This is a genomic window from Streptomyces sp. NPDC060002, assembly GCF_042737245.1.
Taxonomy (GTDB): Bacteria; Actinomycetota; Actinomycetes; order Streptomycetales; family Streptomycetaceae; genus Streptomyces.
Map to the genome: position 1 here is coordinate 1 of NZ_JBHWUW010000077.1, position 14,008 is coordinate 14,008.

At 70.6% G+C, this 14,008-nt stretch carries 12 protein-coding genes; 2 read left to right on the forward strand and 10 right to left on the reverse strand.

Features of this window, described 5'->3' with window-relative positions; translation table 11 throughout:
* Nucleotides 1–114 precede the first annotated feature (114 nt).
* The 7 genes from ccsB to hemL form a co-directional block, all read right to left on the reverse strand.
* The gene (gene ccsB / locus ACFWBD_RS37915; RefSeq protein WP_385677573.1) at nt 115–1,209 is read right to left on the reverse strand and encodes a c-type cytochrome biogenesis protein CcsB; all 1,095 of its coding nucleotides are present in this window, start codon (nt 1,207–1,209) and stop codon (nt 115–117) included.
* Complete coding sequence (locus tag ACFWBD_RS37920) at nt 1,206–2,942, reverse strand: cytochrome c biogenesis protein ResB (RefSeq protein ID WP_385677577.1); 1,737 nt, start codon at nt 2,940–2,942, stop codon at nt 1,206–1,208. The genes ccsB and ACFWBD_RS37920 overlap by 4 nt, the downstream gene beginning before the upstream one ends.
* Nucleotides 2,943–2,945: 3 nt before the next feature.
* Nucleotides 2,946–3,716, reverse strand: a complete 771-nt coding sequence (locus tag ACFWBD_RS37925; RefSeq protein WP_385677580.1) for a cytochrome c biogenesis CcdA family protein — start codon at nt 3,714–3,716, stop codon at nt 2,946–2,948.
* Between the two features lies 1 nt (nt 3,717).
* A complete protein-coding gene (locus ACFWBD_RS37930) occupies nt 3,718–4,350 on the reverse strand; it encodes a TlpA family protein disulfide reductase (protein ID WP_385677582.1) in 633 nt (210 codons plus the stop codon).
* A gap of 66 nt (nt 4,351–4,416) precedes the next feature.
* Complete coding sequence (locus ACFWBD_RS37935; protein WP_385677652.1) at nt 4,417–5,730, reverse strand: hypothetical protein; 1,314 nt, start codon at nt 5,728–5,730, stop codon at nt 4,417–4,419.
* 180 nt (nt 5,731–5,910) lie between these two features.
* A complete protein-coding gene (locus ACFWBD_RS37940) occupies nt 5,911–6,558 on the reverse strand; it encodes a histidine phosphatase family protein (RefSeq protein WP_385677655.1) in 648 nt (215 codons plus the stop codon).
* A 110-nt stretch (nt 6,559–6,668) separates the two neighbouring features.
* Nucleotides 6,669–7,988: a glutamate-1-semialdehyde 2,1-aminomutase gene (gene hemL, locus ACFWBD_RS37945; RefSeq protein WP_385677585.1), complete on the reverse strand. Its 1,320-nt coding sequence runs from the start codon at nt 7,986–7,988 to the stop codon at nt 6,669–6,671.
* A gap of 562 nt (nt 7,989–8,550) precedes the next feature.
* Between hemL and ACFWBD_RS37950 the strand changes: the two genes are divergently transcribed.
* Both ACFWBD_RS37950 and ACFWBD_RS37955 read left to right on the forward strand, forming a co-directional pair.
* Nucleotides 8,551–8,988, forward strand: coding sequence for a hypothetical protein (locus ACFWBD_RS37950; protein WP_351768129.1), 438 nt, complete (start codon nt 8,551–8,553; stop codon nt 8,986–8,988).
* Between the two features lie 379 nt (nt 8,989–9,367).
* Nucleotides 9,368–10,225, forward strand: coding sequence for an SAM-dependent methyltransferase (locus tag ACFWBD_RS37955; RefSeq protein WP_385677589.1), 858 nt, complete (start codon nt 9,368–9,370; stop codon nt 10,223–10,225).
* Between the two features lie 6 nt (nt 10,226–10,231).
* Here the strand turns inward: ACFWBD_RS37955 and ACFWBD_RS37960 are convergent, their stop codons facing one another.
* Genes ACFWBD_RS37960 through ACFWBD_RS37970 form a run of 3 tightly spaced genes read right to left on the reverse strand, consistent with a single transcriptional unit; the run spans nt 10,232 to nt 13,982 of the window.
* Complete coding sequence (locus tag ACFWBD_RS37960; RefSeq protein ID WP_385677592.1) at nt 10,232–11,104, reverse strand: PaaX family transcriptional regulator C-terminal domain-containing protein; 873 nt, start codon at nt 11,102–11,104, stop codon at nt 10,232–10,234.
* A 53-nt stretch (nt 11,105–11,157) separates the two neighbouring features.
* The gene (locus tag ACFWBD_RS37965) at nt 11,158–12,606 is read right to left on the reverse strand and encodes an alpha/beta hydrolase family protein (protein WP_385677595.1); all 1,449 of its coding nucleotides are present in this window, start codon (nt 12,604–12,606) and stop codon (nt 11,158–11,160) included.
* Nucleotides 12,603–13,982 (reverse strand): MFS transporter, encoded by a 1,380-nt coding sequence (locus ACFWBD_RS37970; protein WP_385677598.1) that lies wholly within the window; start codon nt 13,980–13,982, stop codon nt 12,603–12,605. Before ACFWBD_RS37970 ends, ACFWBD_RS37965 begins: the two co-directional genes overlap by 4 nt.
* Between the last annotated feature and the right edge of the window lie 26 nt (nt 13,983–14,008).

Genomic DNA, 14,008 nt, shown 5'->3' on the forward strand with positions numbered 1-14,008 from the left:
CACCCGGCAGCAGCGGCGCTATCCGTTCCCACGCCACATCCGTCAGCTCACCACGACCCACCACAAGATCAATTATCAGACAGAACCTAGGGGCCCGGGGTGCGGGCCTACGCCTCAGACGCCCGCGTACGAGTGCTTTCCGGAGACGAAGATGTTGACGCCGTAATAGTTGAACAGCCAGCAGCCGAACGCGATCAGGGCCAGGTAGGCGGCCTTGCGGCCCTTCCAGCCGGCCGTGGCGCGGGCGTGCAGGTAGCAGGCGTAGGCGACCCAGGTGATGAACGACCAGGTCTCCTTGGGGTCCCAGCCCCAGTAGCGGCCCCAGGCGTCGCCCGCCCAGATCGCGCCCGCGATGATCGTGAACGTCCACAGCGGGAAGACGGCCGCGTTGACGCGGTAGGCGAACTTGTCCAGCGAGGCCGAGGCCGGCAGCCGGTCAAGGACCGAGTTGGCGAACTTGCCGGGCTTGCCGCCGGTCGCCAGCTTGTTCTCGTAGGCGTCCTTGAACAGATACAGGATCGTGGCGACCGCGCCGACGTAGAACACCGCGCCGCAGAAGATCGCGGTGGAGACGTGGATGTACAGCCAGTACGAGTGCAGCGCCGGCACCAGCTGGTCGCTCGCCGTGTAGAGGACGGTGACCGCGAGACCCAGGTCCAGCAGGACCGAGGTGATCAGGAACAGGCCGAGCCAGCGCACGTTCTTCCTCAGCGCCAGCAGCCCGAGGTACACGCCGACGGCCACCGTGGAGAAGGTGATGTTGAACTCGTACATGTTGCCCCACGGCGCCCGCTCCACCGAGGCCGCGCGGGCGATCACGCCGCCCAGCTCGACCAGGAACGCGAGCACGGTGAGGGAGATGGCGATCCGGCCGTACATGTCGCCCTGCTCGTCACCGCCGTGCGCGCCGGGCCCGTCGGGCACGTCGCGCGCGCCGGCCGCGGAGCGCACCACGACCTGCGGCCGCTCCAGGACGGCCGTGCCGCCGTTCTTCTTGACGGTGACGGCCGGGCCCCCGGCCGCGGGCGTGGCGGTGAGCGCGGCGGCGGTACGGCCTACCTTGCTGCGGCTGCCGAGGAGCCACTCGGCGATGTACGCGAAGAAGGCCAGGGTGTAGACGGCCATCGCGGAGTAGATCAGCGTGTTGCTGATGCTCGCGAGGTTTTCGTTGGTGGCGGCGGCAAGCTCCGTGGTGGCGGCGAGAGTCACTTCTCAGCCCCTTCGGCAGGTACGACTTCGGGTTCGGGGGACGCGGAGGAGGCGGGCGGTTCGGGGGTGTCGGGGTCCGGGGCCGAGGGTGCCTGGTCGTACAGGATCCCGGCGAGGTCGCCGAGTTCCTCGGGCACCTTGGCGGACTCGCTGCGGCCGAGCCCGGCCATCTCGACCACCGTCACGCCGTCGGCGCCGCGCGAGGCGCGCACCCAGACCCGGCGGCGCTGGAGGAACAGGGACCCGGCGAGGCCGAAGATCGCGGCGATGGCCCCGCCCAGCGCCCAGCCGCTCGCGGGCTGCTGGGTGACCTGGAAGTTCGCCCACTCCTTGGTGCCCTCGTAGGTCACCGAGCCGGCGCCGTTCGGGAGGGTCATGGTCTCGCCGGGCTTCAGGTTGTCCCGCAGCTGGAGCTTCTCGGAGTCCTTGAAGTCCTTCATGTGGGCCGTGTCGAGCTGGTACACGCTCTGCGGGATGCCCGAGTTGACGCCGAGGTCGCCGTGGTACGGCGTCAGGTTCAGCATCGGGTTGCGCAGCGCCGGGAACGTCGAGGCGGTCTCGCTGCCCTGCGTGAACGTCGGCAGGAGGGTGGCCATGATGCCGAGCTGTTCGCTGACACCCTGGGCGTTCTTGTAGCCGTCGTAGACCTTGATCACGCCGGAGGAGGTGACGTTGGAGTCCAGCGGCAGCAGCGGTACGGCGTCGTGGTAGACGACGTTGCCCTTGCCGTCGCGGACGGTCACGAGGGGGGCGTAGCCGTGGGCGGTGAGGTAGACCTTGGAGTCACCGATCTCCAGCGGGTGGTTGACCTTGACGACGGTCTTCCTGTCCTTGCCGTAGGCGCCCACGCTGTAGGTGATGGCGCCTTGGTAGGTGCGCGGGGTGCCCTTGTTGGGGCCGCTCTCCTCGTAGGTGCCGGTGAACTTGTCCAGGACGAAGCTGAACGGTGTCAGGTCACCGGTGTCGAAGAGGGTGCCGGACTTGAAGTCGTCGTAGGAGATGAGGGTGTTGGAGAAGCCGTCGCCCTCGACGACCAGTTTGTTGCCCTCGGTCTTGAAGAGCTGGCCCCAGGCGAAGGCGGTCAGCATCACGATCAGCGCGACGTGGAAGGCGAGGTTGCCGACCTCGCGGAGGTAGCCCTTCTCGGCGGCGACCGCGTCGCCGGCGAGGTGGGCGCGGAAGCGGCGCCTCTTGAGGAGGACGAGCGCGGCCTCGCGGACCTGCTCCGGCTCGGCGTCCGTACGCCACGTCGTGTACGCGGGCAGCCTGGTCAGACGCTTGGGCGCGCCCGGCGGGCGGCTCCGCAGCTGGCCCACGAACTGCCAGGTGCGCGGCACGATACAGCCGATGAGGGAGACGAACAGCAGGATGTAGATCGCGGAGAACCACACCGAGCTGTAGACGTGGAAGAGGCCGAGCCTGTCGTAGACCGGCGCGAGAACGGTGTGCCGTTGCTCGAAGTCGGCGACCTTCGTCGCGTCGTTCCCGGTCTGCGGGATCAGCGAACCGGGGATCGCGCCGAGCGCCAGCAGCAGGAGCAGGAGCAGCGCGACCCGCATGGAGGTGAGCTGACGCCAGTACCAGCGGGCCCAGCCGACCACGCCCAGAGCGGGCACGGAGGAGAGCGACTCAACGGGCGCGGTGGACAGCTGGGAGCCGGCGGCGCCGAGATCCTGCTCGTCGGAGGCGGCCGGGGGCTCGCCCGGGGCGGAGCCGACGGTGCTCTTGCTCATGAATCAGATCCCTACGGTGAAGCCGGCGGACCAGGACTGGAGGTCCTGCACGAGGCGGTCCCACGCACCGGTCAGCAGCAGCAGACCGGTCACGATCATCATCGTGCCGCCGATCCGCATCACCCAGACGTAGTGCCGCTTGACCCAGCCGAAGGCGCCGAGCGCCTTGCGGAAGGCGACCGCCGCGAGGACGAAGGGCACGCCGAGGCCGAGGCAGTAGGCGACGGTCAGTATGGCACCGCGGCCCGCGCTTCCCTGCTGGGAGGAGAGGGCGATCACGGAGGCGAGGGTGGGTCCGATGCAGGGGGTCCAGCCGATGCCGAACAGGGCGCCGAGCAGCGGGGCGCCGGCCAGTCCGGCGACCGGCCGCTTGTGGAAGCGGAACTCCCGCTGGGTCATCCAGGGCATCAGGCCCATGAAGAAGACACCCATGAGGATCATGAGCGCACCCAGCACCTTGGACAGGACGCCCTGGCTGGCCTGGAGGTTCTCACCGAAGTAGCCGAACAGGGCGCCGCTGGAGACGAACACGGCGGTGAAGCCGAGGACGAAGAGGGAGGCGCCGGCGACCATCCGCCCGCGGCGGGCCTCGGCCAGGTCGGTGCCGGCGACCCCGGTCACGTACGAGAGATAACCGGGGACGAGCGGCAGGACGCAGGGCGAGAAGAAGGAGACGAGACCGCCGAGCAGCGCGATGGGCAGGGCGACGAGCAGGGCGCCGTTGAGCACCGTGTCGTTGTAGCCCGTCGCGGCGAGCGTGGTGACTGCGCTCACGTCACTTCTCCGCGAGGACCGGAGAGATCATCTTGCGCAGCTTCTCCTCGCTGAGCGCGGCCAGTGACCGGGCGGCGATCTTGCCGTCCCGGTCGATGACGAGCGTGGAGGGGATGGCCTGCGGGTTGAGGGTGCCCTTCTTGAAGCGGAGCATCAGCTTGCCCGTCGGGTCGTACAGGCTGGGGTAGCCGATGCCGTACTGCTTGTCGAAGGCCACGGCGTTGGCGGCTTTGGTGTCCCGGGTGTTGATGCCGACGAACTGCACACCGTCGGCCTGGAGGTCCTGGGAGACCTTCTGGAAGCCGGGGGCCTCGGCGCGGCACGGGGAGCACCAGGAGCCCCACACGTTGAGGACGACGACCTTGCCCTTGTAGGCGGCGACGTCGAGTTGCTTGCCGTCGATCGTCTTGCCCGACAGGTCGGGGGCCGCGGCGCGCGACCCCTTCTTCGCGGTGGAGATGCCGTCCTCGCCCATCACGAAGTGGGTGTCACCGCCTCCTCCGGCGGTTCCTCCGGAGGTGCAGGCGGACAGCAGCAGTGCGGCGACGGCTCCGCCGGCGGCCGTGGTCAGGGCGGCACGGCGCGAACGGTTCCGGCTGGTCGAGCACAGGGGGGCGCGGCTGGCGGCACTCATGTGAAAAGTTTCGCATGCCCGTTCTGGGGATCTTGCGCACCCCCCTTGCGGGGAGAAAACCCCATTTCAGGCAGCGTTGGCGGCGGTACCCGCCGAGGTCGAGGCAGAGGTGGACGCGGAGGGGGTGCTCGCGCCCAGGAAGGTCTTCCAGCCCCCGGCGGGCTGCTGCCCGACGTCGAGGGTGCGCAGCTTCTCGAGGACCTCCGGCTTCTGGACGTCGATCCAGTCCACGAACTGCCGGAAGGAGACCAGCCGTACGTCCGCGCCCTTCTCCTTCTCGCGCGCGATGTGCTTGAAGGCCTCCTCGACGGCGTCCATGTAGATGCCGCCGTTCCACTGCTCGAAGTGGTTGCCGACGAAGAAGGGCGCGCGGTTCGTCTCGAATGCCCGCTTGAATCCCTGTATGTACGCCTGCGAGGACTGCTGCCGCCAGCCCGGGTAGTTGTGGCTGGGCGCCTTGGTCGTGTTGACCGACTGGTTGGCGAGCATGTTGTAGTCCATCGAGAGGACCTCGAAACCGCGGCCGGGGAAAGGTATCTGCTGCAACGGCAGATCCCAGATCCCGTCCTTCTTGTCCGGCCACACCTGACGCCCGCCCGGCGAGGAGGCGTCGTAGCGCCAGCCGAGGGCACGGGCGGTGGGCAGCAGCTTGTCCTGGCCGAGCAGGCAGGGCGTGCGGCCGCCGACGAGTTCCTTGTCGTAGTCGAAGGGCAGCGCGGGCAGGTCGCTCCAGCCGGTGTTGGTCCGCCACTCCTTCACGAACGACTTCGCCTGGTCTATCTCGCTGCGCCACTGCCGGGGCGTCCAGTTGCCGACGGTCCCGTTCCCGGAGCAGAAGTGCCCGTTGAAGTGGGTGCCGATCTCGTGCCCCTCGAGCCAGGCACGGCGGACGCCGTCGAGCGTCATCCTGACGTGCTCGTCGGTGAGGTAGCCGATGTCGGAGGCGCCGCGCGGGTTGTTCGGCGGGTCGTAGAGCCGCTTCTTCGACTCGGGCAGCAGATACAGCCCGGAGAGGAAGAAGGTCATGCTCGCGCCGTGCGCCTTCGCGAGGTCGAGGAAGCGCGTGAAGAGGCCGTTGCCGACCTCGCCCGCCCCGTCCCAGGAGAAGACGACGAACTGCGGCGGCTCCTCGCCGGGCTGGAGCGGCACGGGCTTGGCCGGCTGGTGGGGCTGCTTGCCGGTGAAGGAGGTGGAGCCGTCGCCGAGGGGGCGGGCGGTGACCTTCGGACTGGCGCTGCCCGAGGGCTTGCCGGAGCCGCTGGAACCGCCGGGGGTGCTGGGCCCGTCCGAGTCCGTGAGGCTGCCGCAGCCCACGAGTCCGGCAGCGGCGGCGGCCCCCGCACCGAGTCCGAGTGCTCCCCTTCGGGTGATGGCGCGCATGGCAACCCCGTTCGTCACATTTTCCGATGGTCACCCATTCAGAGGACGTGACGAACGAGGAGGTTCCGCCGATAGTTCCGGATTCCGTAACAGAGGGGCTTATTCCAGCCAGGGAATCCGGCCGCGAGAGATCCGGTGAGCGGATTCCGGGGCTGGGCCGAACCCGGCCGAGCGGCGGGCCTACGCCCCGAAGGCCTTGCCCTTCCCCTGCACCGGCTTGGCGCCGGCCCGGAGATGGGCGGGCACCAGGTCGATGGCGGGTTCGCTGTAGCCGACGGACACGATCCTGTCGCCCTGGTACGTGAAGGTCGTCAGCGAGGCGAGCGTGCACTGCCGCTTGCGCGGGTCGTGCCACAGTCGCCGCCGCTCGACGTAGGACCGCACGATCCAGATCGGCAGCTGATGGCTGACGAGTACCGCCTCGTGCCCGCGGGCCGCGTCCTTCGCCGCGTCCAGCGCGGCCGTCATCCGCACGACCTGGTCGACGTACGGCTCGCCCCAGGACGGCTTGAACGGGTTGACGAGGTGCTTCCAGTTCTCGGGCCGGCGCAGCGCCCCGTCCCCGACGCCGAAGGTCTTGCCCTGGAAGACGTTCTCCGCCTCCAGGAGCCGCGGGTCGGTGGCCAGGTCGAGCCCGTGCGCCTTGGCGATCGGCGTCGCCGTCTCCTGCGCCCGCTCCAGCGGGGAGGCGACGACATGGGTGACGTCGCGGGAGGCGAGGTGCTCGGCGACCCGGTCGGCCATCTGCCGGCCCAGCTCGGAGAGGTGGTAGCCGTCGAGACGGCCGTAGAGGACCCCGTCGGGGTTGTCGACCTCACCGTGCCGCATGAGGTGGACGACGGTGAGGTCCTTGTGGCCCGAGGTGGTGTCGAAGGCGTCCTCGAGGGCGTCCTCGAAGGCCTTGTCGGGCGCGTTCTCGGGGGCGTTTTCCGGGGTGGTCATGCCGCTGTGGCCTCCGCAGCCGCTCGGGCCGCCGCCGGGAGGGCGTCGGCGATTCTCTGGACGGCCCGGTCGTCGTGGGCCGTGGACACGAACCAGGACTCGAAGGACGACGGCGGCAGGTAGACGCCGTTCGCCAGCAGCGAGTGGAAGAACGCGGTGAAGCGGAAGGACTCCTGCGCCCTGGCGTCGTCGTAGTCACGGACCGGCCGGTCCGTGAAGAAGACGGAGAACATGTTGGAGGCGCTCTGGAGCGTGTGCGCGACACCCTCCTTGGCCAGCGCCTCCGACACCAGGGACTGGATCCGGGTGGAGACGTCGTCGATCCTGGCGTAGGCGGCGTCGTCGAGGAGCCGGAGCTGGGCGAGCCCGGCGGCGGTCGCCACCGGGTTCCCGGAGAGGGTGCCGGCCTGGTAGACGGGCCCGGCGGGGGCGAGGTGCGCCATGACGTCCGCCCGCCCGCCGAAGGCCGCGGCGGGGAAGCCGCCGCCCATGACCTTCCCGAAGGTCATCAGGTCGGGCCGCACGCCGTCGATCCCGTACCAACCGGCCCGGCTGGTCCGGAACCCGGTCATGACCTCGTCGGAGATGAAGAGCGCGCCGTTGTTCTGGCAGGCGTCCTTGAGCCCCTGGTTGAAGCCGGGAAGCGGTGGCACGACCCCCATGTTGCCCGGCGAGGCCTCGGTGATCACACAGGCGATCTCGCCGGGGTGCCGGTGGAAGGCCTCCTGCACGGCCTCGAGGTCGTTGTACGGCAGGACGATGGTGTCGCCGGCCTGGGCGCCGGTGACGCCCGGGGTGTCCGGGAGCGCGAAGGTCGCGACCCCGGAGCCGGCCGCCGCGAGGAGCGAGTCGACGTGCCCGTGGTAGCAGCCGGCGAACTTGATCACCTTGGCGCGCCGGGTGAACCCGCGGGCCAGCCGGATGGCCGACATGGTGGCCTCGGTGCCGCTGGAGACGAGCCGCACCTCCTGCAGGGGCTCGATACGGGCGACCATCTCCTCGGCGAGCGCGACCTCGCCCTCACCGGGCGTACCGAAGGAGGTACCGCGCGAGACGGCCTCCCGCACGGCGGCGATCACCTCGGGGTGCGAGTGCCCGAGGATCATGGGCCCCCAGGAACAGACGAGGTCGACGTACTCCCGGCCGTCGGCGTCCGTCAGATACGGGCCGGTGCCGGACACCATGAACCGGGGCGTGCCGCCCACGGCCCGGAACGCGCGCACCGGCGAGTTCACACCCCCCGGCGTGACGGCGGACGCACGGTCGAACAGCGCCTGCGATACAGGCGCATCGTATGAATAGGGCAGTTCGCTCATGACCTGCGACTTCTCCGACCTTCTCCGACTTGCTGGACTCCGGTTGTCAGTGACCTCCCAGGGTAGGCCAGCGGCTGCCGGGGCCGGCGGGGCCGTCATCCGCTCCACCATCTGCGAAACTGAGTCGGAACGGGCCTGACAGACGTAGCTCACACCAACCGGGTGTCCAGTGGCTGCGAAGATCCTGCGGACAGGTGTTTCACCGCACGTTTCGGCGGGCGGCCGCGGGGGAGGTCACTGACACGATGATCGGGTTGCGCGGCGGGGGCCACGCGTCCTAGAAAAGCAGTCGGGTGGAGATATGCATCGCGGTGGCGGACTGGGCGAGGGGACTGACGACCTGGGTCCTCGACGTGCCCGGCGGGGGAAGCACCGGCGCGACGCGGAGGAAGCCGGCGAAGCACGTCAGACACAGGCACAAGGTGTACCGAGTGAGCCCGAGCGGATCGACCGGATCGGTCAGATCGACCGAATCGACCAGATCGAGCGGTTCGAGCAGATCGACCGGCGAGTCGACCAGCGGATCGATCCCCTGCGGGCGGGGAGCAGGAATGGTGGTCGGGTGGGGGTGACGTACAAGTACTTCGGCGCGCCCGACGGCGCGACCGCGGCCCGCGTCCCGATCTCGATGCGCCCCGAGGAACTCGGCGGCGACGAGCTCGGCATGAACGGCATGTTCACCAAGATCAAGCCGGAGACGATGGCCGCCATGGTGCTGACCGGCATCGAAGGCGTCCCCCTCAACAAGGTGCCCCCGCTGGAACTGGTCGTCCTCCACCCCGACTACGCCGTGGTGAAGCTCCCCATGACGGTCGTGGATCCGCTGCGGGACATAGGCGAGGAAGCGGTGGGCGCGGCGGCCTTCATCTGGTCGACGGTCCCGGACCGGGGCGGCCCCCGCGACGCGTTCAACGTGTACCAGCTGCTGCACGAGTGGCAGGACTTCTCGCATCGGCTTCATGAGGCGGGGCATCAGCCCTACTGTCTGGTGTGGCCGTGAGCTGAGGTCCTATCGATGCGGGCGAGGTCCTCGGACCTCGCCCTTTTCCGTGGGTGCGGCACGCTGACTCCGTCCGGCGCCGCCGGGGACATCGCCGAGGCGGCGAACGGCCGCCGCCCGGTCGTCGGTGGGCCGGAAGGCGAAGACGTCGACGCCTCGCCGTAGGGCCGGTGGATCGGATAAGGGTCGCAGTGGATCAGGCCTCGCCGGACGGGAACTCCCGTTGTGGGTCCGGTCGTTCGGGTTCACGGAACGTGTCGACCGCCGCGGGGACGGGGCTGGTCCTCGAGCGGCCCCGCATGGTGAATGATGATCCGACAGTCACTCACGGCGGTTCGATCCGGTGGTGGGACGCGAGTCCAGGACGGAGCCAGGCAGCATGACCTCTCCCCTCAGCGGCAGCAGCGACGCCGGTAGCGGCGGCACCGGCAGCCCCTTCTTGAAGATAGACACCAGCAAGCCCCACCCGGCCCGGATGTACGACTACTTCCTCGGCGGGAAGGACAACTACGAGGTCGACCGGGATGCCGCCGAGGAGTTCATCAAGGTGGCGCCGGAGGTGCGGGAGGGGGTCCGCGCCAACCGGCACTTCATGCACCGCGCCGTCCGGCACGTCGTCGCCGAGGGCGGCGTCCGGCAGATCCTCGACATCGGTACGGGCCTGCCCACCGAGCCCAACGTGCACCAGATCGCGCACTCCACAGCCCCCGGGACCCGGGTCGCGTACGTCGACAACGACCCGATCGTCAGCACCCACTCGATGGCCCTCATGGCCGACGCCGACCCGGGCGCCGACGCGCACACCTCGGTCGTCCTGGCCGACCTGCGGGATCCCCGCGCCGTCCTCGACCACCCCGACGTCCGCAGGATCATCGACTTCGACGAGCCCGTGGCACTGCTGCTGGTGGCCGTCGTGCACTTCCTCGCCGACGCGGACGACCCGGACGCCGTCGTCGCGACACTGCGCGACGCGCTGCCCGCCGGCTCCTACCTCGTCCTGTCGCACGCCACGGGCGACGTCCACGAGGACCGGCGCGAGAACGCGGCCTCCGTCTACAACAAGGCCAGCGCCTCCCTGAACCTGCGCCCCCACGCCCGGGTCCTGGACCTCTTCGGCGACTTCACCCTCCTCGATCCGGGCCTGGTCCCGGTCCCGGACTGGCGCCCCGAACAACCCCCGAAGAAGGACACCCCGCCGATCGGCATCTACGGCGGAGTGGCCCGCAAGAACAGCTGAACGGCCTCAGCGCAGGGGGGTTGTCTCCAGGAGGGCGCGGGCCAGGTGGTGGGCGGGGGCCGCTGTCCGCTCCGCCACCCGGCGGAAGGTGTCCTGGGCGGGCCGGGCCGGCCAGTCCGGGGGCAGGTGGCGGGACGGGAGACGGGGGTCCGTGCGGATCGTCCAGAGCCATTCGCTGACCAGGCGCAGGCGGGTGCCGATGGGGTCCTCGCCCGGGCCCGCGTTCAGGTGGGCGGTCCAGCGCTTGTCGAAGGAGACATAGCGGGCGGCGACGCTCTCCAGGTCCCAGGTGTCGCGGATCATGAGGCCGATGTCGGTGGCCTCGTCGGCCGAGGCGTGGAAGATCTTGACGTGGGCGGTCAGGCCGAGTTCGGCGACGACGGCGGCGACGTCCACCCTCCCCGGCGCGATCCACAGACCGCTGTACAGCGCCCCGAACCCGGACCAGGCGAGCCGTGAGCGCAGGTCGTGGCGCTCTCGCTGGCGGGACTCGGGGAGCGAGAAACCGAGCAGCGTCCAGTCGCCGTCCCAGTCGTCGTTGACCGCGCCCTCGCGCCAGATGCGGGTACGGCCGTCCCGCAGTACGCGCGTCGCCTGCTCGGTGAGGCCGAAGTACATCTTGCGGCCCTCCCGCTGCCGCCGCAGCAGCCCCCGGCTGACCATGCGGGTCAGCGTGGACCGTACGGCCTGTTCACCGACGCCGACCCGGCCGAGCACGTCGATGATGCTGCCCGAGTAGACGCACAGGTCGCCCTCCTCCAGCACGTGGTTGCCGAAGAAGGCAAGCATGAGCGACTGCGGGCGCAGCTGCGGGGCGCCGCCGTCGGAAGCGTCCGGCAGGTCGTGAAGCATGGTGTCCGGGATGTCGTCGTCCTCCACGGGGGAAAGGGTACGACCGCCCGCCGGCGGGTGCGGCGGACGGTCGTACGGGATTACCGGAGGTCGGCCGGGTGGGCGAGGTCGTACGGGCGCGGGTAGGGAGTGGGGCGGTAGGGGACGTAGCGGGTGGGGGTCGTCGGATCGGCCGCCGTGGCACGGGAGTTGAGAGCGGCCGGGTCGGTGCCCCGCCAGTGGCCGGTGGTGAGGCGGTCCTCCAGGGCGTGCAGGGCGGCGAGCTGTTCGGCGGGGCTGAAGGTGCAGTGGCCCGCGTTGTCGACGTACGCCTGCCGCAGCAGCGCCGAGGCCCCGGCGGCGGTCACGGCCCGGCGCAGGGCGCTCTCGGTCTGGACCGGGACGAGGGCGTCACCGATGGTGTGGACGGAGAGCTGCGGCTTGGTCAACTCACCGGTGAAGGAGCTGGTTTCGCTCATCCAGGCCACCGCGCCGGGGTCGGCGGCGATACGCGGGGCGCGGTTCAGGGCGGCCAGGTCGGCCGTCAAGGACAGTCCGGCCTTCCTGTACAGCTCGGTGACCTCCTTGCGGACGGAGGACCGGCCGAGCAGCCTCGCGTAGTCGACGCCGGTGTTCCAGGACATGTTCCCGCCGGCCCGGACCTCGGCCTCCTGCCGCCGGTTGAAGGCGGCGATCTTCAGCAGCCCCTTGACGGCGTCGTACTGGTTGGCCTGCTGCGCGTCCCAGTCGGTCGCGGCGGGCCGGGGCTGCGTCGGCTGGTTCCAGACCGGGATGTTGTGCAGGGCGGCGGCGAGGGCGATCCGGGCCCGGCCGGCGGCCGTGGTCTGCGCCGAGTCGACCGCGGCCGTCAGGGTGTTCGCCGCGTCGGTGGCGGCCGTCTGGTCCGCGAGGTCCACCAACGGGACGTCGGAGCCGGGCGCGAGGAGGGCCTTGACGGCGAAGGCGGGGTCGAGGGTGTTGTTCCAGTTGGCGACACCGCCCTGGACCAGGCCGCACAGGGCGACGGAGCCGTCGATGCGGTCCGGATGGCGTTCGGCGACGGCCGTGGTGACGAGCCCGCCGTACGACCGTCCCCAGGCGATCGTCCGGCCGGCCGCGCCGAAGCGGTCGGTGAAGGCCGCGAGGGCGGCGAGCTGGTCGGGGACCGCGTCCGTCACCGCCCAGCCCGTGGTGGCGTACGAGGAGCCGACGAGCGCGTAGCCCTTCTCGAGGAGGAGGGTCTTCGTGGCGTCGTCCGGGGCGTCCTGCGCGGGGTTGGCGGGACCTGAGGTGTAGCCGTGGCTGAAGAGCAGGACGGTTCCGTTCCAGGCGGCGGGCACGTCCATCAGGTACGTGGCGCCGGAGGGGAGCCGGCCCTCGACATGGCTCGTGTCCGGCGCGGCCGCCGCCGTCGAGGCCGGGAGGGCGGCGACGGCGAGCAGGACGGCAGCCACCCAGGCGGTGCGCGTACGGGAGCGGGGCCGGGTGTGGGAGCGGGGATGGGGGTGGGTGTGGGGGTGGGAGCGGGTGTGGGGGTGGCGGGGCGTCATGCGGAGATCTCCTGCGTGTGGGGGGCGTCGGAGCCTTCGGCGGGGTCCGCGGTGTCGGCGAGGGACGTCCGACTGGTCTCGCGTACGAAGAGGACGGTCACGGCGGTGACGGCGGCGCCGCCGCACAGCAGCAGGGAGACGGGGGTGCTGCTGTCGCTTCCCGCCACCAGGCTGCCGGCGATCATCGGGGAGAAGCCGGCGCCGATGAGAGTGGCGCCCTGGTAGCCGAGGGAGGCGCCGGTGTAGCGGACCCGGGTGCCGAACATCTCGGTGAGCAGGGCGCCCAGCGGGCCGTACATCGTGGACTGGGCGATGCCGTGACCGAGGACGACGGCGAGGATCAGCAGCCCGGGCGACCCGGAGTCGACCAGCGCGAGGACGGGGAAGGCGAGCGCCGCCGAGGCGAGTGCTCCGGCGAGGACGACCGGACGGCGGCCGACGCGGTCGGAGAGCGCGGAGGCGCAGGGCAGCACGACGAGGGCGACGGCGGCGGACACCGTGAGCGCGGTGAGCACCTGCGGGCGGGCGTAGCCGATACCGGTGGCGTACGCGATCAGATAGCTGGTGAGCAGCGACTGGGCGGTGAAGGCGCCGATGCCGACGCAGCAGGCCAGCAGGAGCGGGCGCGGTCGCCGCAGGACGTCGAGGATGGGCAGCCGCGACTCGACGCGGTCCTTCTTCACCTCGGCGAACAGCGGGCTCTCGACGACCTTGAGGCGGACGAAGAACCCGACGCCGAGCAGCACCACGCTCAGCAGGAACGGCACCCGCCAGCCCCAGGCCGCGAACTCGTCCTCGGGGAGGGTGACGACGAGCGCGACGACGGCGGTGGAGAGCAGGGAGCCGAGCGGGGCCCCCATCTGCGTGAAGCTGGACCACAGTCCGCGCCGCCGGTCGCCCGCGTGCTCGACGACCATGAGCGTGGCGCCGCCCCACTCGCCGCCGATGGCGATGCCCTGCACGACCCGCAGGGTGATCAGCAGCACCGGCGCCCACACGCCGATCGTGTCGTACGTGGGGAGCAGTCCGACGAGGAAACTCGCGCCGCCCATCAGGCCCATGGTGAGCAGCAGCATCGACTTGCGGCCGAGCCGGTCGCCGAAGTGCCCGAAGAGGATGCCGCCGAGCGGGCGGGCGGCATAGCCGGCGGCGAAGGTGCCGAACGCGGCGATGGTGCCGACGGCGGGGTCGGCGCCGGGGAAGAACAGCTCGCCGAAGACGAGGGCGGCGACGGTGCCGTAGACGAGGAAGTCATAGAACTCCACGGCGGTGCCGAGCAGTCCGGAAGCGGCGACGACGCGCAGCTGCCGGGTTCGTTCGGCGGCCGTGGACGGTGACGGTGACGGTGACGGTGATGCGACGGGGGACGGGGGCATCGCGGTCTCCCTTGACCGGGGGAAGG

What these genes read in the sequence shown, in the direction of transcription:
- ACFWBD_RS37930 (WP_385677582.1), bottom strand. Translation starts at nt 4,350, where the DNA reads ATGAGTGCCGCCAGCCGCGCCCCCCTGTGCTCGACCAGCCGGAACCGT.
- ACFWBD_RS37920 (WP_385677577.1), bottom strand. Translation starts at nt 2,942, where the DNA reads ATGAGCAAGAGCACCGTCGGCTCCGCCCCGGGCGAGCCCCCGGCCGCC.
- ACFWBD_RS37955 (WP_385677589.1), top strand. Translation starts at nt 9,368, where the DNA reads ATGACCTCTCCCCTCAGCGGCAGCAGCGACGCCGGTAGCGGCGGCACC.
- ACFWBD_RS37935 (WP_385677652.1), bottom strand. Translation starts at nt 5,730, where the DNA reads ATGCGCGCCATCACCCGAAGGGGAGCACTCGGACTCGGTGCGGGGGCC.
- ACFWBD_RS37970 (WP_385677598.1), bottom strand. Translation starts at nt 13,982, where the DNA reads ATGCCCCCGTCCCCCGTCGCATCACCGTCACCGTCACCGTCACCGTCC.
- ACFWBD_RS37965 (WP_385677595.1), bottom strand. Translation starts at nt 12,606, where the DNA reads ATGACGCCCCGCCACCCCCACACCCGCTCCCACCCCCACACCCACCCC.
- hemL (WP_385677585.1), bottom strand. Translation starts at nt 7,988, where the DNA reads ATGAGCGAACTGCCCTATTCATACGATGCGCCTGTATCGCAGGCGCTG.
- ACFWBD_RS37940 (WP_385677655.1), bottom strand. Translation starts at nt 6,558, where the DNA reads ATGCGGCACGGTGAGGTCGACAACCCCGACGGGGTCCTCTACGGCCGT.